At 70.4% G+C, this 19,201-nt stretch carries 20 protein-coding genes and 1 pseudogene; 8 read left to right on the forward strand and 13 right to left on the reverse strand.

Annotation, left to right across the window (positions count from 1 at the left end; genetic code table 11):
- Positions 1-15 precede the first annotated feature (15 nt).
- Complete coding sequence (gene cmk, locus ABGB01_RS05110; RefSeq protein WP_347770778.1) at positions 16-714, reverse strand: (d)CMP kinase; 699 nt, start codon at positions 712-714, stop codon at positions 16-18.
- Between the two features lie 176 nt (positions 715-890).
- On the reverse strand, positions 891-1,100 hold the full coding sequence (locus ABGB01_RS05115) for a dihydrofolate reductase family protein (RefSeq protein WP_347770780.1): 210 nt from the start codon (positions 1,098-1,100) through the stop codon (positions 891-893).
- A 15-nt stretch (positions 1,101-1,115) separates the two neighbouring features.
- Between ABGB01_RS05115 and ABGB01_RS05120 the strand changes: the two genes are divergently transcribed.
- The 3 genes from ABGB01_RS05120 (at position 1,116) to ABGB01_RS05130 (ending at position 3,882) form a co-directional block, all read left to right on the forward strand.
- The gene (locus ABGB01_RS05120; protein ID WP_347770782.1) at positions 1,116-1,724 is read left to right on the forward strand and encodes a TetR/AcrR family transcriptional regulator; all 609 of its coding nucleotides are present in this window, start codon (positions 1,116-1,118) and stop codon (positions 1,722-1,724) included.
- A gap of 28 nt (positions 1,725-1,752) precedes the next feature.
- Complete coding sequence (locus tag ABGB01_RS05125) at positions 1,753-2,607, forward strand: glycosyltransferase (RefSeq protein ID WP_347770784.1); 855 nt, start codon at positions 1,753-1,755, stop codon at positions 2,605-2,607.
- Positions 2,608-3,201: 594 nt separating this feature from the next.
- Positions 3,202-3,882 carry a hypothetical protein gene (locus ABGB01_RS05130; RefSeq protein WP_347770786.1) on the forward strand — a complete coding sequence of 227 codons (681 nt, stop codon included), beginning with the start codon at positions 3,202-3,204 and terminating at the stop codon, positions 3,880-3,882.
- A 182-nt stretch (positions 3,883-4,064) separates the two neighbouring features.
- Here ABGB01_RS05130 and ABGB01_RS05135 read toward each other — a convergent pair whose 3' ends face one another.
- A complete protein-coding gene (locus ABGB01_RS05135) occupies positions 4,065-4,274 on the reverse strand; it encodes a hypothetical protein (RefSeq protein WP_347770788.1) in 210 nt (69 codons plus the stop codon).
- A gap of 89 nt (positions 4,275-4,363) precedes the next feature.
- On the opposite strand from ABGB01_RS05135, the gene ABGB01_RS05140 reads away from it, so the two are divergent.
- Entirely contained in the window at positions 4,364-5,203 is an 840-nt protein-coding gene (locus tag ABGB01_RS05140; protein WP_347770790.1) for a PhzF family phenazine biosynthesis isomerase, read from the forward strand.
- 85 nt (positions 5,204-5,288) lie between these two features.
- Here ABGB01_RS05140 and ABGB01_RS05145 read toward each other — a convergent pair whose 3' ends face one another.
- On the reverse strand, positions 5,289-6,284 hold the full coding sequence (locus ABGB01_RS05145) for a transposase (RefSeq protein WP_347770792.1): 996 nt from the start codon (positions 6,282-6,284) through the stop codon (positions 5,289-5,291).
- Here ABGB01_RS05145 and tnpA point away from each other — a divergent pair.
- Positions 6,283-6,525 (forward strand): annotated as a pseudogene (tnpA, locus tag ABGB01_RS05150) (IS200/IS605 family transposase); the annotation flags it as partial. The gene ABGB01_RS05145 and the pseudogene tnpA sit on opposite strands and share 2 nt — an antisense overlap.
- 355 nt (positions 6,526-6,880) lie before the next feature.
- Here tnpA and ABGB01_RS05155 read toward each other — a convergent pair.
- The 9 genes from ABGB01_RS05155 to ABGB01_RS05195 all read right to left on the reverse strand — a co-directional run bounded on the left by ABGB01_RS05155 (position 6,881) and on the right by ABGB01_RS05195 (position 16,572).
- On the reverse strand, positions 6,881-8,026 hold the full coding sequence (locus ABGB01_RS05155) for a prephenate dehydrogenase (protein WP_347770794.1): 1,146 nt from the start codon (positions 8,024-8,026) through the stop codon (positions 6,881-6,883).
- Positions 8,027-8,089: 63 nt separating this feature from the next.
- The gene (gene aroH, locus ABGB01_RS05160; RefSeq protein WP_132606764.1) at positions 8,090-8,449 is read right to left on the reverse strand and encodes a chorismate mutase; all 360 of its coding nucleotides are present in this window, start codon (positions 8,447-8,449) and stop codon (positions 8,090-8,092) included.
- Positions 8,450-8,518: 69 nt separating this feature from the next.
- Entirely contained in the window at positions 8,519-10,390 is a 1,872-nt protein-coding gene (locus ABGB01_RS05165; RefSeq protein WP_347770796.1) for a pseudouridine synthase, read from the reverse strand.
- A complete protein-coding gene (gene scpB, locus ABGB01_RS05170; protein WP_347771254.1) occupies positions 10,387-10,950 on the reverse strand; it encodes an SMC-Scp complex subunit ScpB in 564 nt (187 codons plus the stop codon). Before scpB ends, ABGB01_RS05165 begins: the two co-directional genes overlap by 4 nt.
- A 511-nt stretch (positions 10,951-11,461) precedes the next feature.
- Complete coding sequence (locus tag ABGB01_RS05175) at positions 11,462-12,280, reverse strand: segregation/condensation protein A (protein WP_347770798.1); 819 nt, start codon at positions 12,278-12,280, stop codon at positions 11,462-11,464.
- The gene (locus ABGB01_RS05180; RefSeq protein ID WP_212746156.1) at positions 12,277-13,218 is read right to left on the reverse strand and encodes a ParA family protein; all 942 of its coding nucleotides are present in this window, start codon (positions 13,216-13,218) and stop codon (positions 12,277-12,279) included. The genes ABGB01_RS05175 and ABGB01_RS05180 overlap by 4 nt, the downstream gene beginning before the upstream one ends.
- Positions 13,219-13,334: 116 nt before the next feature.
- Complete coding sequence (locus ABGB01_RS05185) at positions 13,335-14,258, reverse strand: site-specific tyrosine recombinase XerD (protein WP_347770801.1); 924 nt, start codon at positions 14,256-14,258, stop codon at positions 13,335-13,337.
- Positions 14,255-14,908, reverse strand: a complete 654-nt coding sequence (locus ABGB01_RS05190; RefSeq protein WP_347770803.1) for an NUDIX hydrolase — start codon at positions 14,906-14,908, stop codon at positions 14,255-14,257. The genes ABGB01_RS05185 and ABGB01_RS05190 overlap by 4 nt, the downstream gene beginning before the upstream one ends.
- Positions 14,905-16,572, reverse strand: a complete 1,668-nt coding sequence (locus ABGB01_RS05195; protein WP_347770805.1) for a CTP synthase — start codon at positions 16,570-16,572, stop codon at positions 14,905-14,907. The genes ABGB01_RS05190 and ABGB01_RS05195 overlap by 4 nt, the downstream gene beginning before the upstream one ends.
- 110 nt (positions 16,573-16,682) lie before the next feature.
- Here ABGB01_RS05195 and ABGB01_RS05200 point away from each other — a divergent pair, with 110 nt between their 5' ends.
- The 3 genes from ABGB01_RS05200 (at position 16,683) to ABGB01_RS05210 (ending at position 19,168) form a co-directional block, all read left to right on the forward strand.
- Positions 16,683-17,333 (forward strand): DapH/DapD/GlmU-related protein, encoded by a 651-nt coding sequence (locus ABGB01_RS05200; RefSeq protein WP_347770807.1) that lies wholly within the window; start codon positions 16,683-16,685, stop codon positions 17,331-17,333.
- Between the two features lie 38 nt (positions 17,334-17,371).
- The gene (locus ABGB01_RS05205) at positions 17,372-18,496 is read left to right on the forward strand and encodes a nitronate monooxygenase family protein (RefSeq protein ID WP_347770809.1); all 1,125 of its coding nucleotides are present in this window, start codon (positions 17,372-17,374) and stop codon (positions 18,494-18,496) included.
- Between the two features lie 84 nt (positions 18,497-18,580).
- Positions 18,581-19,168: a pyridoxamine 5'-phosphate oxidase family protein gene (locus tag ABGB01_RS05210; RefSeq protein ID WP_347770811.1), complete on the forward strand. Its 588-nt coding sequence runs from the start codon at positions 18,581-18,583 to the stop codon at positions 19,166-19,168.
- Positions 19,169-19,201: the final 33 nt, after the last annotated feature.

Here is a 19,201-nt window from a genome sequence, read left to right on the forward strand (position 1 = left end):
TACCGCACCTGCTCGTCAGGTGCGCTCGCGAATGCGGTCGCCGCCGGGCCCGCTCGGGCCCGTCTGCTCGGCGACCAGTCTCAGCACCTCCGCGATGACCTCGTCGAGGCTCATGGCGGTGGTGTCGAGCTCGACGGCGCCATCCGCCATCGAGAGTGGGTCGGCCTTACGTGTCGAGTCGAGGGTGTCACGCCTGGCCATGGCCTCCTGCTGCGCCTGAACGGTCGAGCCGGCCAGCTCCGCGCTGCGCCGCAGGGCGCGTGCCTCGGCGCTGGCCGTCAGGTAGATCTTGACGGCGGCGCCGGGGCAGACGACCGTGCCGATGTCGCGGCCCTCGACCACGACGCCACCGTCGCCGATGATCTCCCGCTGCCGCGCGACCAGGCGGGCGCGCACCTCGGGGACGGCGGCGACGACGGAGACGGCACCGGTGACGTCGGCCTCCCTGATCGGCCCCGCGACGTCGACCTCGTCGACATGGATCGCCGGGCTGTCGGGGTCGGTGCCGGAGACGATCAGCGGCTCGCCGCAGCGGGCCGCGATCGCGCCGGGGTCGGCCAGATCGACGCCCTGCCGGAGCATCCACCAGGTCATCGCGCGGTACATCGCCCCGGTGTCGAGGTAACGCAGGCCCAGCGCGCGGGCCACTCCGCGCGAGACGCTCGACTTGCCCGACCCCGAAGGGCCGTCCATGGCGACGACCAGACCGGTCACGGTCTCTCCCTCTTCACGTTGTTCCACCCGACTTGAAGAGGCTACAGCCTCCGGCTCGGTCGGCGATCCAGCTTTCGAGCGGGCCGAGCGGCAGCCCGACCGGCAGGTGGGGACGGCATCGACTGGGTTCGCCCTCATTCGCCTGCCAGAGACCTACGGCTCGGTCGTGTTCACGGTCACCGATTCCTGGCGGTGAACGTGAGGTGCGTGACGCCGGACGGCGTGGAGACCGCTTCGATGTCGTACGCCTCCTCCAGCGACTCCAGGCCGTCCCAGAGCCGGACGCCGCGGCCGAGCAGGATCGGGATCTGGACGACGTGCAGGTGATCGACAAGCCCTTCGGTGAGGAAGTCGCGTATGACGGACGGGCCGCCGCCGAGGCGCACGTCCTGGCCGCCGGCATGAAGGTCGCCGACGCCGAAGGACTGGAGGCGGTCTCCATGCAGCGCGTCGCCGCCGAGCTCGGCCTCACCAAGATGGCCCTCTACCGCTATGTCAACGACAAAGCCGAGCTGATCGCCGTCATGATCGAGGCCGCGGTCGGCCAAGCCCCCGACCTGAGCGGGGTCTCGGGATGGCGGGCCAAGCTGGAGGAGTACGCCCGCCAGCTGTCGGCCGCCTGGCGGCTGCACCCCTGGTTGCCGTCGATCACTGTCGGCGACCGCGTCATGGGCCCGCGCGAGGCCGCGTGGCCGGAGAGCGCCCTCAGCGCCCTGGCCGGCACCCCCCTGACCGAGCACGAACGCCTGAACGCGATCACGCTGGTGTCCAGCCACATCCGCGCCACCCACGCGGCCGCCAGCCCCGGCACCCAGACCTGGACGGACGGCAACGCCGCCCCGATCATGCGCGACCTGCTGCTTCTCAACGCCGACCGGTTCCCGCTGCTCGCCACCACCCATGCCACCTCCACGGCCACGACGACCCAGGAGTTCGGCCTGCACGCCATCCTCGACGGTCTCGAACACGCCATCACCCGGCGCACCCGCCCAGGCCCTGATCAGGACTAACGACCGCCGCCCCGGTAAGTGACCGGGTGTGACAGGGACGGACAACGCACGGGTCACCGTCGTCGTGGCCAGTAAGGATCGGCTGCGGGCGCTGGCCCGTTCGCTCCCGAAGCATCCGCGCCCGGTGATCCTGGTGGACAACGGCTCGACCGACGGGACGGCGGGATTCGTCAGCCGGCACTTCCCCGACGTCCGGCTCGTGGAGCAGGGCACGAACCTGGGCGCGCCCGCCCGCAACATCGGCGTCCGGATGGCCGCGACGCCGTACGTGGCCTTCGCCGACGACGACTCCTGGTGGGCGCCCGGCGCGCTGGAACTGGCCGCCGACGTGCTGGACGCCCATCCCCGGCTGGCCGTGCTCGGCGCGCGCGTGCTGGTGGGCCCCGAGGAACGGCTGGATCCGGTGTCGGAGCTGATGCGTCACTCGCCGCTCGGCATCGAGCCGGATCTGCCGGGGCCGAGCGTTCTGGGGTTCCTGGCGTGCGGGGCGGTGGTGCGCAGGGAGGCGTTCCTGAAGGCGGGCGGCTTCGACGACGTGATCTTCTTCTTCGGGGAGGAGGAGCGCCTGGCGGTCGACCTGGCCGCGAAGGGGTGGGGGCTGGCGTACGTGGACGACGTCGTGGCCCACCACCACCCGTCGCCGGCCAAGGACCCGCGTGGCAGGCAGGCGCTGGCCCTGCGGAACGCCGTGCTCACCGCGGTGTTGCGCCGCCCGTGGCCGGTGGTGGCGCGGCGGGTGCTCGACGCCCTGCGCGCGGGACCCGCCGGGTGGAGGGGGCTGCGCACGGCCGTACCGCGCCTCCCGGGGGCGCTGGCGGAGCGGCGGGAGTTGCCGCGCGCCGTGGAGCTGGCACGACGGCGGCTGGAGCGGGCCGGCGGCTGAGCGCGGGCGTGCTTTGAACTTGAACTCGTGATGTCGGGTGGCGCGAGCCTTGGTTCCCTGTCAGCGTGGGCCGAGGCACGGTAGCTGTCTCATGGGCAGACTCGTTGTCACCGCGGCTGGGTTGGTGGGCGTTGCAGCCAGTTGAGCGTTGACGCCGATTGAGGTGGCAGGGGACTGTCGGTGGCTGGTGACAGGATCACCGGCATGGTTCTCGTACGTACGACTCCGCCGCGGCCTGTCGAGGTGACCGCGGTCTTTCCTGAGCTGGCTCCGTTGGCGCGTCCTGCGATTCGGCTGCATCCTCGTCCCGCGTCGCCTTCGGCAGGGGAAAGCTCGGTCGGGGGACCGGTGCTGTGGCCGGCCGAGGAGCCGTGGCCACACTGCGAAAGCGAGCACCTGGACAGTGGGTTCCGCCGGTCGCCGGCAGACGTACGGCTGGAGAGGCGCAGACTGGCCCGGCTTCACCATGATCCCCATGGTCCCGAGTTCACGACCGAGGAGGAGGCGATCAAGGAACAGAATGCCGCGAGGCTCGCGAAGCGACTCGACGCCGGCCCTCCCTGGCCCGCGGAGTGCCCGGTCCCCATGTTGCCCGTGGCTCAGCTGTATCTGCGCGACATACCCCTGTTGCGGCCGCCCGGAGAGACCGATCTGCTCCAGATCCTCTGGTGTCCTTACGACCACGCTCCTGATTGGAAGCCCGCGACTGCAGTGTTCTGGCGGTCCGCCGCCTCGGTCGTCGATGTCCTCGCCACGCCACCGGAACCGTATGAGGCGAACTACCCAGGCTATGTGCCGGAGCCCTGTCTGCTGGCACCAGAAGCAATCACCGAATACCCCAACAGCCTTGAGCTGAGCCCGGAGATGAGGCTGGCGGTGGGCGACTGGAGCAGATGGCAGACAGCCGGCGTGGGCGTGGACAGCTCGTACGCGGATTATCCCGAGGAGTTCTATGACGGCAATCTGGCTGACGCTCCCGGATGGAAGGTCGGGGGCTGGCCGCCATGGGGCCGCACTGACCCGTACCGCCGATACTGCACTGTCTGCGACGCTGAGATGGCCCCGCTGCTGACCATCGCCTCCTTCGAATGGGACGGTGGTGAGCGACGCGGCTGGGCGCCGTACGAAGACCAAGCCGCCGCCTACGCTGCCGGTCATCGCGCCGGCCAGGACCCGGCGCAGCCGACGAAGGTCGAAGTGGGCAGCACGGACAATATGCAGCTCTACGTTTGCCCGACCTCTCCCGAGCATCCACACACCGACCTGATCCAATGAACTGTCGGGCCTGTCACACACCCGCCCGTGAGGACTCCCCCTGGCGCCGTACTTCCAGGCAGCAGCCCAGGAAGGCGACGCGATGATCATCTGGCTGGACTGACACTGCCCCAAGCTCGATCCCAGGGTGGACTGCCCAATTCTCCGTCACGGACGTTGAGCTCCTGATGTGCGGTCGGTGATCAAGGGCTGATCGTCAGTCCTGTCTCGGTGAGGCTGCCGTCTATGGGGTGGCTGCGGTACTGGACGTGGCGGAGGCCGCTTCGGACGCGCTGCATGAGGTGCTCCGGGGTGGTGAAGGCGACGTTGGAGAGCCATCCGCGTCGTAGCAGGGACCAGATGCCCTCGACGGGATTGAGGTCGAGGTCGTAGGGCGGCAGGGAGTTACGCACGACTGCGCGCCGCGGTCCAGACCTGCCGGCAAACTCTGCTGGGATCGGGCGCCGAAACGGTTCGGACCCGCATACGTCATGATGACCACATGACTGACATATTGAGGTACGCCGCTTTCACCACCACTCCCACCGGCGGCAACCCCGCCGGAGTGGTCTTGGACGCCCGGGAGTTGTCAGACGCGGAGATGCTCGCCATCGCCGCCGAACTCGGCTACTCCGAGACGGCCTTCTTGCACCCCATGGATGAGCGCCAGTACCGGATCCAGTACTTCAGCCCGCTGAGCGAGGTCGCCTTCTGCGGCCATGCGACGATCGCCGCCTCGATCGCGCTCGGCGAACAGATCGGCCCCGGAACCGTGAACCTTGCTACCCAGGCGGGCGCGGTCCCGGTGGAGATCGCCGCGGATCCGACCGGTGGGCTCATCGCCACCTTGACCAGTCCGCCGACCTCCACCCGCCAAGCCTCCGAGGAGGAGACACGGCCCGCGTTGGCCGCACTGGGCTGGTCGGCCGACGATCTGGACCCCGACTACCCGGTGCACGTCGCCTCCGCCGGCAACGACCATCTCGTCCTGGCCGCGTCCAGCCGGAGCCGTCTGGCCGATCTCGACTACGACTTCGATGCCCTCGGCAAGGTCATGTCCGACTTGGGATGGACTACCATCCACCTTTTCTGGCCCGAATCCCCCGCCGTCTTCCACGTCCGCAACCCGTTTCCGCCCGGTGGGGTGGTCGAGGACCCCGCCACCGGTGCCGCGGCCGCCGCCTTCACCGGGTACCTGCGTACGCTGGGACGTCTCGAAGATGACACCGCTCTCACCATTCACCAGGGCGTCGACATGGGGCGGCCCAGCCTTCTGACGTGCTCCACCATTCCCGGCGACTCCCGTGTCAAGGTCTCGGGCACCGCGGTGCCCATTCGTTGACGCGCTCCCCGGCGAAGGCCGGGGATTCAGCCCGTGCCGCGCGTGCGGCACCTCTGCGGCTTCCTACACCGGGTCCTGCCCTCCGCTAGGCGGCGGGTCTTACGGTTCCTCCGCAGGCGTTTAGCCTGTCCGCCCGCCCGGCGGCCAGGATGTTGATCGCGGCGTTGACGTCCCGGTCGTGGGCCGCCCCGCACGGGCAGGCCCAGGCCCGGACGTTGAGCTGCATGGACTCGGCGAGCACGCCGCAGGCCGAGCACAGCTTGCTGCTGGGGAACCAGCGGTCGATCTTCACCAGGGCGCGGCCGTACCGGGCGGCCTTGTACTCCAGCATGCTCACGAACGCCGACCATCCGGCGTCGTGCACGCTCTTGGCCAGCCGGGTGCGGGCCAGGCCCTTCACGGACAGGTCCTTTACGACCACCGCTTGGTTCTCGCGGATGATCCGGGTGGAGAGCTTGTGCGTGAAGTCCCGGCGCGCGTCGACCACCTTCGCATGCGCCTTGGCGACGCGGGCGCGGGCCTTGGCGCGGTTGCTGGACCCCTTCGCCTTGCGGGACAGGGCCTGCTGCGCCTTGCGCAGGCGGCGTCCGGCGCGGCGCAGGAACCGGGGATTGTCGATCTTCCGGCCGTCCGAGAGCACCGCGAAGTGCGTCAGCCCCAGGTCGATGCCCACCTCGGCGGCCGTCTCCGGCAGCGGCTCGATGCCCGCCTCGACCACGAACGAGGCGAAGTACCGCCCGGCCGCATCCTTGACCACGGTCACGCTCGACGGCTCGGACGGCAGGCGGCGGGACCACTTCACCGTAACGTCGCCGATCTTCGGCAGGCGCAGTTTCCCGCCCGCTGTGATCGAGAATCGGGCGTTGCGGGTGAAGCGGATCGCCTGCCGATGGTCCTTGCGGGACCGAGAACGCGGCGGGGCCACCTTTGGCCCTTTCCGCTGCCCGGCCCGCGAGGCGAAGAAGTTGCGGTAGGCGGCGTTCAGGTCGGCCAGCGCCTGCTGGAGCACCACCGCCGACACCTCGCCCAGCCAAGCCCGCTCCGGGGTCTTCTTGGCCTCGGTGATGACCCGCTTGGACAACGGCGAGGGCAACCACGTCCACCTGCTGGTGCACTTCCCGCCGAAGGTCGCCCTATCCCGGCTCGTCAACTCGCTGAAAGGGGTGTCCTCCCGGCGGTTGCGACAGGAGTTCCCCGAGCTGGCCCGCCACTACTATCGGGCGAACACGTTGTGGTCGGGTTCCTACTTCGCCGGGAGTGTGGGCGGCGCTCCGATCACCGTCCTGCGCCAGTACATCGAGCAGCAGAACCGCCCGGTCTGAGCCGGGTAGACACTGAATCGCCCGGGGGCGACTGATCTGCTCCGACATGTAGGCCAGCCTGGCCTTAGGACGCGGGCCAGATTCACGCCACGCTGCTCGCCGCCGGCCACGATATGTGGCTCGCGCTGGAAGAGCGCTGGTACGAGCGCGCCGTCGATGCCGTGGGCGTGCGCCAGTTCGCGGTGCAGGACCCGGACGGCTATCTCCTGCGCATCTCCCAGCACCTGGGGACCCGCCCCCGATAGCCGCCCACGTCACCGAACGCCGGACTCGAACTTTCGTACGGGCCGAGAACCGCTGAAGCAGTCCTGGAATCCCTCACCGGACATCGCCGACGGATTCCGGGCGGATGACACTAGGGAACCTGCCAGCCTCGTTCGCGCAGGGCCTCGGAGAGCGTGGCGGCCGCGTCGGGCTCCACCGACAGCTCGGCGATGCCCAGCGGCAGCCCGGGTGCGTGCTCAAGGCGCACGTCCTCGACGTTGACGCCGACCTCGTCGCACACCTGGAACAGCCGGGCCAGCTGGCCGGGGCGGTCGCCGATGACGACCTGGACGACGGCGTAGGAGGAGGCGGGGCCGCCGTGCTTGCCGGGGATACGATCGTGGCCGACGACACCCCGCTTGAGCAGCTGCGTGATCTCGCCGGTCGCGGTGCCGTCGCCCTCGGCCAGGGCCCGCAGCGCGCTCGCCGCGTCGGCCAGGTCGTGCGCGACGGCTTCCAGCACCTCGGCGACCGGGGAGGCGTTGCCCGACAGGATGCCGAGCCAGAGCCCGGGGTCGCTGCCCGCGATCCGGGTGACGTCGCGCACGCCCTGTCCGGCCAGGCCGAGGGCGACGTCGGTGGCGTCGGCCAGGCGCGCGGCCACGGCGGAGGCCGCGACGTGGGGCGCGTGGGAGACGACCGCGACAGCACGGTCGTGGTCGGTGGCGCTGACCTCGACCGCGTTGGCGCCGCACAACTCGATCAGGCGCAGCACGGCCGCCTTCGCCTCGGGGTCGGCCTCCTCCGTGGGGCACAGCGCCCACGGCCGGCCCAGGAAAAGGTCGTCCCTGGCCGCCCCCGGGCCGGACTTCTCGCGGCCGGCGAGCGGATGGGAGGCGACGTAGGCGGACAGGTCGCAGCCGAGCTGCGCGGCCCGGTGGATGGGCTCCGCCTTGACGCTGGCGACGTCGGTGTAGAACCTGGCCGCCTGGAGCCGCTGCAGCTCGAGCAGCTCGGTCGCCACGTGGGCGGGAGGCACCGCGATGATCGCCAGGTCGGCCTGCTCGGTGGCCCGGCCCTCCTGCGGCCCCGCTTCCGCGATGGCCTGGCCGCCGGGCCGGGCGGGGTGCGGGCCGCCGGGCCGCCACTCCTCGCCCGCCCCGAGCTCCCGTGCCAGCCGTACGGCTCCCTGATCGCGGTCGGCGAGCAGCACGCGCACACCGCGCTTGCGCAGCGCCAAAGCCGCGGAGGTGCCGATGAGACCGGTGCCGACGACGAGCACGGTGCGAAGTTCCATCTGGTGTCCTGATTTATCGGGCCATTGGGATAGCCAGTATCTCGTTATGTGATGCCCGGTCGCTCACTGCGCGATGTCCTGCCGCAGCGCCACCGCGCCACGCAGGTAAACATGCTGGATCTCGGCCCTCGGCCGGTCGGTCTCCACGTGGGCCATGAGCCGCACCACGCGGGGCAGCGCACCCGGCACAGCGATCTCGGTGCAGCAGATCAGCGGCACCTCGTGGAAACCCAGCTTCCGCGCCGCGAGCGCGGGAAACTCGGCGGTCAGATCGGGCGTGGCCGTGAACAGCACGCTGATCACGTCATCCGGGGTCAGCTCGTTACGCTCCATGATCGCGCTGACCAGCTCGGTCGTCCCTTCGATGATCGAGCCACGGTCGTCGGCGTCCACCTGGATCGCCCCACGAATCGCGCGCACCATGTGGTCAGTCCCCTTCCCTAACCGGGAGAGCCCGCGCGAGGATCGCACGGGCTCCTTCTTCCGGCCAGGTTACAGCTTCACGGCGGCGTAGAGCTCGCCGACCTCCTTCAGGCTGAGCGCCCGGATGGTGCCCGGCTTCGTACGGCCCAGCTTCACCGGACCGAACTCGATTCTGGCCAGGTCGATCACCCGGTGGCCCGCCACCTCCAGCATGCGCCGCACGACGTGCCTGCGGCCCTCGTGCAGCACGACCTCGACCAGCGCCTGCTGCCCGTGCTCCTGCACGACGGTGAAGCTGTCGGCCTTGACGATGCCGTCCTCCAGCTCGATGCCCTGCTTGAGCCTGCGGCCCAGGTCACGCGGGATCGGCCCGGGTACCTTGGCCCAGTATTTCTTCTGCACCCCATAACTCGGATGCGTCAGCCTGTTGGCCAGCTCGCCGTCGTTGGTGAGCAGCAGCAGGCCCTCGGTCTCGGTGTCGAGCCTGCCCACGTGGAACAGCCTCGGCGCCAGCTCCTCGACGTAGTCGGCCAGGCACGGGCGGCCCTGCGGGTCGTCCATTGTGGAGACGACGCCGATGGGCTTGTTGAGGGCGTAGTAGACCAGGTCGGGGGCGGTGGGGATGCGCTTCCCGTCGACGTGGATGACCTGCGTCGCGGGATCGACCTTGGCGCCGAACCTCCGTACGACCTGGCCGTTCACCGTGACCCGGCCCTCGCCGATCATCTCCTCGCAGGCCCTGCGGCTGGCGACGCCCGCCTGGGCGAGCACCTTCTGCAGCCGCACGCCGTCAGGGACCTCGGTGGTGTCGCGCTCGTCGGAGTAGCCCTCAGGGTAGAAGTTCCGGTCGCGCAGGGGCTGGCGGGCCGCCTTCACCCGATCGTGCTGGGGGCTGCCGTAGCCATTTCCGCCGCCGCGCCTGCCTCCGATCGTCTGGACGTCGTCCCGCCGGGGAGCACGACCTGTACGCCCGGCGTCGCGCCCGGTGCGGGCATCGCCGTCGCGCCTGCCGTAGCGGGACCTGGTGGACTCGGTGCCCCGGGGAGCGGCCTCACGGCGCCCGCTCCTGTCGGCCCGGAAGCCGCCGCGCTCCTCACGCCGCTCGCCTCCGTAACCACCCCGGTCGGACCTGCCGCCCTGTTCGGAACGGTAACCGCCACCGCGCTCATCACGCCGCTCGGACCCGTAACCACGCTCGGAACGGTAACCGCCGCCACGCTCGTCACGCCGCTCGGACCGGAAACCACCACCGCGCTCATCACGCCGCTCGAACCTGTCGCCGCGCTCGGAACGATAACCGCCGCCACGCTCGTCACGCCGCTCGGACCGGTAACCACGCTCGAACCTGTCGCCGCGCTCGGAACGATAACCGCCGGCGCGCTCGTCACGGCGCTCGGAACGGTGGCCTCCCCGGTCGCCACGTGGGCGCTCAGCACGTCCGTAACGATCCTCGCGGCCATCGCGCTGGTAACGGTCGTCGCGGTTGTAACGGTCGTCGCGGTCGCCGCGTGTGGAGCGGTCGCCGCGCGTGGAGCGGTCGTCGCGAGTGGAGCGGTCGTCGCGTGTGGAGCGGTCGTCGCGAGTGGAGCGGTCGTCGCGGCCGGCTCCGCGCGAGTAGCGGCCGCCGCCGGCGTCGTCGCGCCCGGCGGGCCTGCCGTACCGGGCGCGGGTGCCGCCCCGGTCGGCGCGGAGGGAGTCGCGGGAGGGCCGGGAGTCGCGTACGGAGTCACGACCGCGGCCACGGTCGTCGCCCCGGAAGTCGTCACGGCGAGAGGAGTCTCGGGAGTCTCTTCGGCCGGTCCCACCACGGAAGTCGTCGTCACGCCGGGAGTCGCCACGGGCGTCGTCGGAGCGGAAGGCGGGACGCCCGCCACGGCCGGAGCCGCCCGTGCGTCCACGACCGCGTCCATCACCGGACGGGGTGCTGCGCCTGTTGATCACTTTGTTGTCTCCTCGAGGTTTTCCACGTCGTCGGGGAGGAAGGGCGCGAGCTCGGGGAGCTCGCTCAGATCCCGTAGTCCCAGACGTTCAAGGAAGTATGAGCTTGTCCGGTAGAGCACCGCTTGGCTCTCCGGGTCGGTGCCGGCCTCTTCGACCAGCCCCCTGGCGACGAGTGTGCGCATGACACCGTCGCTGTTGACGCCGCGTACGGCGGCGACGCGGGAACGGCTCACCGGTTGCCGGTAGGCCACGACCGCGAGTGTTTCGAGCGCGGCCTGGGTCAGCCGCGTCTGCTGGCCGTCGCGTACGAACCTTTCGACCAGCGGCGCGCAGTCGGCACGCGTGTAGAAACGCCAACCACCCGCCACTTCTCTCAAGTCGAAACCCCGTCCGGTGGCGGTGTATTCCGCCGCCAGTCCACGCAGCGCCCCGGCGACCTCGTGGGTGGGCCGTTCGAGCACCTGAGCCAGGGTCACCTCGGCGACCGGCTCGTCAACGACAAGCAGGATAGCCTCCAGCGCCGCCTCGAGCCTCGGCCCCTCCCCCGGCTCGGCTTCCACCGCGGGTCCGGCAGCGGCGTCCAGGCCGTGCCCGTCGTCGGGTGTCAGGTCGCCGTCTCCCGTGGCCAGGGTGAGTCCCAGGTCCTCGTCCGGTGCCAGGTCCTCATCCGATCCCAGGTCCTCGTCCGGCCGCGTGCCCGCCCTGGACGGCGTATCGTCCTGGGACGGCGTCTCCCCACGGACGGGCCCGCCCCTCTGGACCACCGGCTCGCCCAGGCGCGGGGTGTCGTCCGCGACCCGCGCCTCCGCAGACAGCGTGTCGTCCGCGACGGACGTCTCCGCACGAGACGGCGTGTCGTCCTGGGCGAGCGTGTGGTGGTCCGTGACCGGCGTCTCGGCGCGGGATGGCGGGTCGTCCTGGGGCGGGTCCTCGTGGGGCGGTGGCTGGTCGTCGGGTGGGGAGGTCTCCGCCTCCGGAGCGCCGGGCTGGATGAGGGAGCCGGGGAGGGTCATCCAGGCGGGCAGCGGCGGCTCCGAGTCGGGAGACTTGCGGGGGTTGGGCAGTGGGTTGTCAGTCATGGGATGGTTTCTCCGCGGATTCCTCGTAGTCGTCCCCCACCGCGACGTCGCCGTCGTCGGCGCCCGTCCAGGTGACGTGCAGGTCGCCCAGCGGCTCGACCTGCTCGAACGTGACCGCCGACTCCCGGAACAGCTCCAGCACGGCCAGGAAGCGGGCGATGACCTCGAAGGTGCCCTCGCAGTCGGCCACCAGCGCCCTGAAGGTGGCCCGCCGGAGGCGCCGCAGGTGCATGACCAGGATGGCCGCCTGCTCCTTGACGCTCGCCAGCGGCTGGTAGATGTGCCCCACGTTGACCGTGGGCGGCAGCTTGGGCGTGAAGGCCCTGGCGGCGATCTTGGCGAGTTCTTCGGGCCCGATGCCCAGGATGAGCTCGGGCAGCAGGTCGGCGAACTGCGGCTCGAGCGGCACCGTACGGGGAAAGCGCAGGGACTCCTCGGCCATCCGCCCGGCGAAGATCTTCGCGACCTCTTTGTACGCTTTGTACTGCAGCAGCCGCGCGAACAGCAGGTCCCTGGCCTCCAGCAGGGCCAGGTCTTCCTCGTCCTCCACCTCGCCCGACGGCAGCAGCCGGGCCGCCTTGAGGTCGAGCAGCGTGGCTGCGACCAGCAGGAAGTGGCTGGTCTGGTCGAGGTCCCACTCGGGGCCGCGGGAGCGGATGTAGGCGATGAACTCGTCGGTGACCTTGGAGAGCGAGACCTCGGTGATGTCGAGCTTGTGCTTGGCGATGAGGCCGAGAAGCAGATCGAAGGGACCCTCGAAGACGTCCAGGTGAACCTGGAACCCCTGGGGCTCGGTCTGCTCTGCGGTCACCTGGCCATTGTGGCAGGCGCGGGCCAGCGCGAGAGCACTTCGCGCGCCAGCTCACGGTAGGCGTTGGCGCCGAGGGACGAGGGGTCGAACGTGGTGATCGGCTCGCCGGCGACGGTCGCGTCGGGGAAACGCACCGTGCGGTTGATGACGGTGTGGAACACCTTGTCGCCGAACGCGTCGACCACGCGGGCCAGCACCTCACGGCCGTGCAGGGTGCGGGCGTCGTACATGGTGGCGAGCAGGCCCTCGATCTCGAGGTCTTCGTTGAGCCGCTCCTGGACCTTGGAGATGGTGTCCATCAGCAGGGCCACGCCGCGCAGCGCGAAGAACTCGCACTCCAGCGGCACCATGACGCCATGAGCGCACGTGAGCGCGTTGATGGTGAGCAGGCCGAGCGACGGCTGGCAGTCGATGAGGCACACGTCGTAGTGCGGCAGCAGCGGCTTGATCACGCGGCCGAGCACCTGCTCGCGGGCGACCTCGGTGACGAGCTGCACTTCGGCGGCCGACAGGTCGATGTTGCTCGGCAGCAGGTCGAGCCCCTCGACGCCGGTCTCGAGCAGGACGTCCTCGGCGGTGACGCCGCGCTCCATCAGCAGGTTGTAGACGGTCAGGTCGAGCTGGAGCGGGTTGATGCCCAGGCCGACGGAGAGCGCGCCCTGCGGGTCGAAGTCGACCAGCAGCACCTTGAGCCCGTATTCGACGAGGGCCGCGCCCAGGTTGATGGTGGTCGTGGTCTTGCCGACCCCGCCCTTCTGGTTGACCATCGCGACCACGCGCGCCGGGCCGTGCACGTCGGGCACCACCGGCTCGGGGAACACGGGTCTGGGCCGCTGCGTGGGCCCGAGGTTGACGCCGTTGGAAGGCGCGTTGGTCTTCGTGTCGCCCCAGGGGTTGTCGGGGGTCCCCGGGGTCGAACCCTTGGTCGTCACAGTCACCAGCTCGAACCTCCCTGACGATCCCGAACCGGACCGTCCGGACGGACACTATGGCGTCACCACTTAACGCGGCAAGGCGGCACGCCGAGGGTGCCGCACACCGCAAAGACTATAGATCACTGCCGGGCCCGTGGATGCGCCGCGGCGTAGACCTCGCGGAGCTTGTCGACCGTGACCAGGGTGTAGACCTGAGTGGTCGTCACCGAGGCGTGGCCGAGCAATTCCTGGACCACCCTAACGTCCGCGCCGCCGTCCAAGAGATGAGTTGCGAAGGAATGTCGGAGAACGTGGGGAGATATCTTTTTCAGCCCGGCTCGTTCGGCGGCCGCGTGGAGCACCTCCCACGCTCCCTGCCTGGTCAGACGGCCTCCCCTGGCGTTCAGGAAGACGGCCGGCGTGCCGCGCCCGTGGGCGAGCAGGCCGGGCCGGGCGCGGACGAGGTAGGCGTCGAGGGCGGAGCGGGCATAGCGTCCCAGCGGCACGACGCGGGTGCGGCCGCCCTTTCCGCGCAGGCGCACCTGCTCGTCCTCGAAGTCGTCCACGGCCAGACCGACGGCCTCCGAGATGCGGGCGCCCGTGCCGTACAGGACCTCCAGCAGGGCGCGGTTGCGCAGCGTGAGGGGCGCTCCGTCCGGGCCCGAGGCGGCGATGAGACGCTCGACCTCGTCGACGGCGATGGCCTTCGGGAGCCTGCGCATCGGGCGCGGCGGGCGTACCTCGTGGGCGGGGTCATGGGCCGTCACGCCTTCGCGCAGGGCGAAACGGTGCAGCCCGCGCACGGCCGACAGGGCGCGGGCGGCGGAACTGGCGACGAGCGCCGGGTGTTGCCCGTCGCCCTCGCGCAGCGCGGCGAGGAAGGCCAGGACGTCGGCCTCGCCCACCTCGTGGAGCTCCAGCCGCCCGCGCGCCCGCAGGTGTTCGGAGTAGCGGCGCAGGTCACGGCGGTAGGACGCGAGCGTGTTGGCAGCCACGCCCTGCTCCACCGCCAGATGGGCGAGGTAGCTGGAGAGCACGGCCTCCACGATCGGTCCTTCCGTCACGCCTCCGGGGCGTCGGCGGGGCGCAACAGGGCGAGTCCCTCAACCGAAGCCGCGTACGCGGCGAGGATACCGGCCACGGCCGGGGAATTGTGGATCATTCCCATGAGCGCCTTTTCTACCGCGTCGGGCAGAGGGATCCATTCGACCGGCATGTCGATTTCTTCGTGCCGGTGCACGAAGCCGTTCTCCTCGTCGGGGATCTTGGTCAGGTCGCGGGCCAGGAACACCCTGATGCGCTCGTCGCTCATGCCGGGCGAGGTGCGCAGGTCGATGAGCGTGTGCCAGGTGGCGGCGCGGTAGCCGGCCTCCTCGGCGAGCTCGCGCGCGGCCGCGTCGACCAGCGGCTCGCCCGGCACGTCGCGGATGCCGGCGGGCAGTTCCCACATCAGGAGGCGGGTGGGGTGGCGGTATTGCCTGATGAGCAGGACGCGGTCCTGGTCGTCGAGCGCGAGCACGGCGACGGCCCCGGGATGGACCACGTAGTCGCGCTCGGCCGCCTCGTCGGGCGGCATCCTGACGGTGTCGGTGACCACCTTGATGATGTGGCCCTCGAACCGCTCCTTCGTCTCGAGCACGTCCCACGACTCGGGCGTGTCCCTGATCACGCCCGGCACGCGCCGGTCGGGCGAACCGTCGCCGCCGGCGGTCACTGGCCCACCGTCGTCGCGCTTACGCGGCCGTCGGCGTAGGCCAGGGCCGCGCCGATGAGGCCCTTGAACATCGGGTTGGCCCGAGTGGGCCGGGAGCGGAACTCCGGATGCGCCTGGGTGCCGATGAAGAACGGGTGGATGTCGGGGGGCAGCTCGGTGTACTCGACCAGGCGGCCGTCAGGCGACACACCGGAGAAGACCAGGCCGACCTTCTCCAGCTGCTCGCGGTAGGCGTTGTTGACTTCGTAGCGGTGGCGGTGGCGCTCGTCTGCCTTGGCCACGCCGCCGTAGAGCTGCCGGGCGAGGGTGCCCTCGGCGAGCTTGGCGGTGTAGCTGCCCAGCCGCATCGTGCCGCCCATGTCACGCTCGCCGGCGACGACGTCCTCCTGGTCGGCCATGGTGGAGATGACCGGGTGCTTGGTGTCGGGGTCGAACTCCGTGGAGTTGGCGTCCTCGACGCCCGCCATGTTGCGGGCGGCCTCGATGACCATGCCCTGCATGCCGAGGCAGATGCCGAGCAGCGGGATCTTGTTCTCGCGGGCGTGGCGGATGGCGCCGATCTTGCCCTCGATGCCGCGCACGCCGAACCCGCCGGGGATCAGCACGCCGTCGACGCCGTCGAGCTCGCGCGCGGCGCCCTCGGGGGTCTCACAGTCGTCGCTCTTGACCCACCGGATGTTGACCCGCGCGTCGTTGGCGAACCCGCCGGCCCGCAGGGCCTCGGTCACCGAGAGGTACGCGTCCGGCAAATCAATATATTTCCCCACAAGGGCGACAGTGGCTTCCCTCGCCGGGCGGTGCACGCGGCGCAGGAGCTGCTCCCACTCCTTCCAGTCGACGTCACGGAAGGGCAGGCCGAGCCGGCGCACGACGTACGCGTCGAGGCCCTCGGAGTGGAGCACCTTGGGAATGTCGTAGATCGAGGCCGCGTCCACGCAGGAGACGACGGCGTCCTCGTCCACGTCGCACATCAGGCTGATCTTGCGCTTGATCGACGTCTGCACGGGCCGGTCGGAGCGCAGCACGATCGCGTCCGGCTGGATGCCGATGCTGCGCAGCGCGGCCACGCTGTGCTGCGTCGGCTTGGTCTTGAGCTCTCCCGAGGGCCCGATGTACGGCAGCAGCGAGACGTGCAGGAAGAAGACGTTGTCGCGCCCCACCTCGTGCCTGATCTGCCGCACGGCCTCCAGGAACGGCAGCGACTCGATGTCGCCCACCGTGCCGCCGACCTCGGTGATGACGACGTCCACCTCGGGACCGGCCATGCCCCTGATCCGGTCTTTGATCTCGTTGGTGATGTGCGGGATGACCTGGACGGTGTCGCCCAGGTATTCGCCCCGCCGCTCCTTGGCGATGACGTTGGAGTAGACCTGCCCGGTGGTGACATTGGCCGAGCCGTGCAGGTCGGTGTCGAGAAACCGCTCGTAGTGGCCGACGTCGAGGTCGGTCTCCGCGCCGTCGTCGGTGACGAAGACCTCGCCGTGCTGGAACGGGTTCATCGTGCCGGGGTCGACGTTGAGATAGGGGTCGAGCTTCTGCATGGTGACCCTGAGACCGCGCCCTTTGAGCAGGCGACCGAGGCTGGATGCCGTGAGGCCCTTGCCGAGACTGGAGGCGACACCGCCGGTGACGAACAGATGCTTGGTTTGCGATGCGCTGCGCAAAGGGGCTCCCGTGGCTCGAGGTGTGGTCGAAGTGTCCACGGGCTCTCAGGATATCAAACAACGCCCCTCACATGGGCGAACGGCATGACCTGAGGGTAACTTTGGACTCTATGTCACTCGTACGGCGGGCAACGGGCGCGCTGATTCACCGTGTCTACCGGGCGATCCGCCGCGCGGGCGCGATCACTCCGGCCGTTCCGGCGGGCCACCGGTTCCGCCGGCTCGGTGATGGGGTCAGCATCGCGTTCCCCCCTGGCGCGATCTTCGGCGAGCAGTGGATCGAGGTCGGCGACCACACCCTGATCGGCGAACGGGTGTCGCTCTCGTGCGGCATGGGCCCCGGCGTGGACCTCGGCCCGGGATCGATCCTGCGCATCGGAGGCGGCTGCTCGATCGGCCGGGGCACGCACATCGTGGCCCACCAGTCGATCGACGTGGGCGACGACGTCTTCACCGGCCCGTACGTCTACATCACCGACCAGAACCACGTCTACGACGACCCCGACGTGCCGATCGGCAGGCAGTGGCCGCGCAACAGCCCGGTCTCGATCGGCTCGGGCTCGTGGCTGGGCGCGGGCGCGATCGTCCTGCCCGGCACGAGGCTCGGCCGCCAGTGCGTGGTGGCCGCCGGGGCGGTGGTGCGCGGCGAGTTCCCCGACCACAGCGTGGTGGCCGGGGTGCCGGCCAGGCGGGTACGCGGTTACACGCCCGAGTTAGGCTGGCACGCCCCCGACGTCGTCCTGGCCGACAGCGGATCCTGATCTGGACCGAACATCGTTCTGACGGTTAGCGTCACATCATGCGAACCGCCATCTGCGAACGCCTGGGCATCGAGTTCCCCCTGTTCGCGTTCAGCCACTGCCGCGACGTGGTGGCCGCGGTGACGAACGCGGGCGGCTTCGGGGTGCTGGGCGCGATCGCGTACTCGACCGACCAGCTCGACACCGAGCTCACCTGGATCGACGAGCGGGTGGGCGGCCGGCCGTACGGCGTCGACGTGCTCGTGCCGGGCAGGGTCGACGCCTCCGCGCTCGACCGGCGCGCGCACCTCATGGACTTCATCCCCGAGCGGCACCGCGACTTCGTCACCCACCTGCTGTCCAAATACGGCGTGGGCGCGGCCCCGCAGCCGATGACGGCGGTGGCCGACGAGTTCGGCCGGCGGGTGACGGCGTCGGGGGCGACGGGGCTGATCGACGTCGCGCTCGAACACCGGATCGGGCTGATCGCCAGCGCTCTGGGCCCGCCGCCGCCCGAGATGGTGGCCAGGGCCAGGGAGGCGGGCGTGCCGGTGGCCGCGCTGGTCGGCACGGTCGAGCACGCGCGCAGGCAGGTCGCGGCGGGCGCGGACCTCATCGTGGCGCAGGGCACCGAGGCGGGCGGGCACACCGGCGAGATCTCCACGATGGTGCTGGTGCCGCAGGTCGTGGACGCGGTGGCGCCGGTGCCCGTGCTGGCGGCGGGCGGCATCGCGTCGGGGCGGCAGATGGCCGCGGCCATGGCGCTCGGCGCGGACGGCGTGTGGTGCGGCTCGGTCTGGCTCACGACGGAGGAGGCGGAGACCCCGCCCGCGGTCAAGCGCAAGTTCCTGGCGGCCTCGTCGCTGGACACGGTCAGGTCCAGGTCCCGTACGGGCAAGCCGGCCAGGCAGCTCCGGTCGGCCTGGACCGACGAGTGGGACTCCAGCCAGGAGAGCCCCGGCCCGCTGGGGATGCCGCTGCAGCTGCTGGTGGCCGAGGGGGCCATGGCACGCATCGCGGCGGCGGCGGAGAAGGGCGAGCCGGGGGCGGTGGAACTGGTCAACTACTACGTCGGGCAGGTCGTGGGCCAGCTCGACCAGGTCAAACCGGCCCGGCAGGTGGTCTACGACCTGGTCGGCGAGTTCGGCGAGGCGGTGGAGCGGCTCAAACACCTGTCCGGGTGAAGCCCGTGGAAGCCGGTCGGCGAGAATGGCGCCCGGCGGCTCGTGGTCACGCGCCACACTTCTTCACACGAGGACGGGGACACCATGGGCAAGACGTACGACGGCATCACCGGCCGGTTGCGGGCGTTCATCGAGGCGCAGCCCGTGTTCTTCACGGCGACCGCGCCACTCGCCGGCGACGGCACGATCAACCTCTCCCCCAAGGGGGTGAGCGGTTCACTGGCGGTTCTCGACGAGCTGACGGTGGCCTACCTCGACTTCGCGGGCAGCAACGCGGAGACCGTCGCCCACCTGCGCGAGAACGGCCGGATCACCGTAATGTGGTGCGCCTTCCAGGGGCCTCCGACCATCGTGCGGGTGCACGGGCGCGGCGAGCCCGTCTTCAGGGACGACCCCCGGTGGGCCGAGCTGACCGCCCACTTCCCCACGGTCGACACCAGCGTGCACGGGCTGCGCGCGATCGTGGTCGTCCACGCCGAGCTGATCCGCGACACCTGCGGCTTCGCGGTCCCCCTCATGGCGTACGAGCAGGATCGCGACCTGCACGCGAAGCGGTTCGCGCGGGAGGACGACGAGTCGCTCAACGCCTATTTCTCCGGCAAGGAGCACGTCGCCACCAGTATCGATGGTTTGCCGGGCTTGCCGTTGCCCCTGCCCCCTTCGGGTCCGTAGGAGGCCGTCAAGGGCTGAGCGGGCTACGATGCG

Origin of the sequence: Nonomuraea sp. B5E05 (assembly GCF_039880665.1) — a bacterium.
Classification (GTDB): domain Bacteria; phylum Actinomycetota; class Actinomycetes; order Streptosporangiales; family Streptosporangiaceae; genus Nonomuraea.

Coding starts and splice junctions, on each gene's coding strand:
- aroH (WP_132606764.1), bottom strand. CDS start 8,449: ATGGTGCGCGCGATTCGTGGGGCGATCCAGGTGGACGCCGACGACCGT.
- ABGB01_RS05200 (WP_347770807.1), top strand. CDS start 16,683: ATGTCACTCGTACGGCGGGCAACGGGCGCGCTGATTCACCGTGTCTAC.
- ABGB01_RS05205 (WP_347770809.1), top strand. CDS start 17,372: ATGCGAACCGCCATCTGCGAACGCCTGGGCATCGAGTTCCCCCTGTTC.
- ABGB01_RS05120 (WP_347770782.1), top strand. CDS start 1,116: ATGAAGGTCGCCGACGCCGAAGGACTGGAGGCGGTCTCCATGCAGCGC.
- ABGB01_RS05140 (WP_347770790.1), top strand. CDS start 4,364: ATGACTGACATATTGAGGTACGCCGCTTTCACCACCACTCCCACCGGC.
- ABGB01_RS05210 (WP_347770811.1), top strand. CDS start 18,581: ATGGGCAAGACGTACGACGGCATCACCGGCCGGTTGCGGGCGTTCATC.
- ABGB01_RS05155 (WP_347770794.1), bottom strand. CDS start 8,026: ATGGAACTTCGCACCGTGCTCGTCGTCGGCACCGGTCTCATCGGCACC.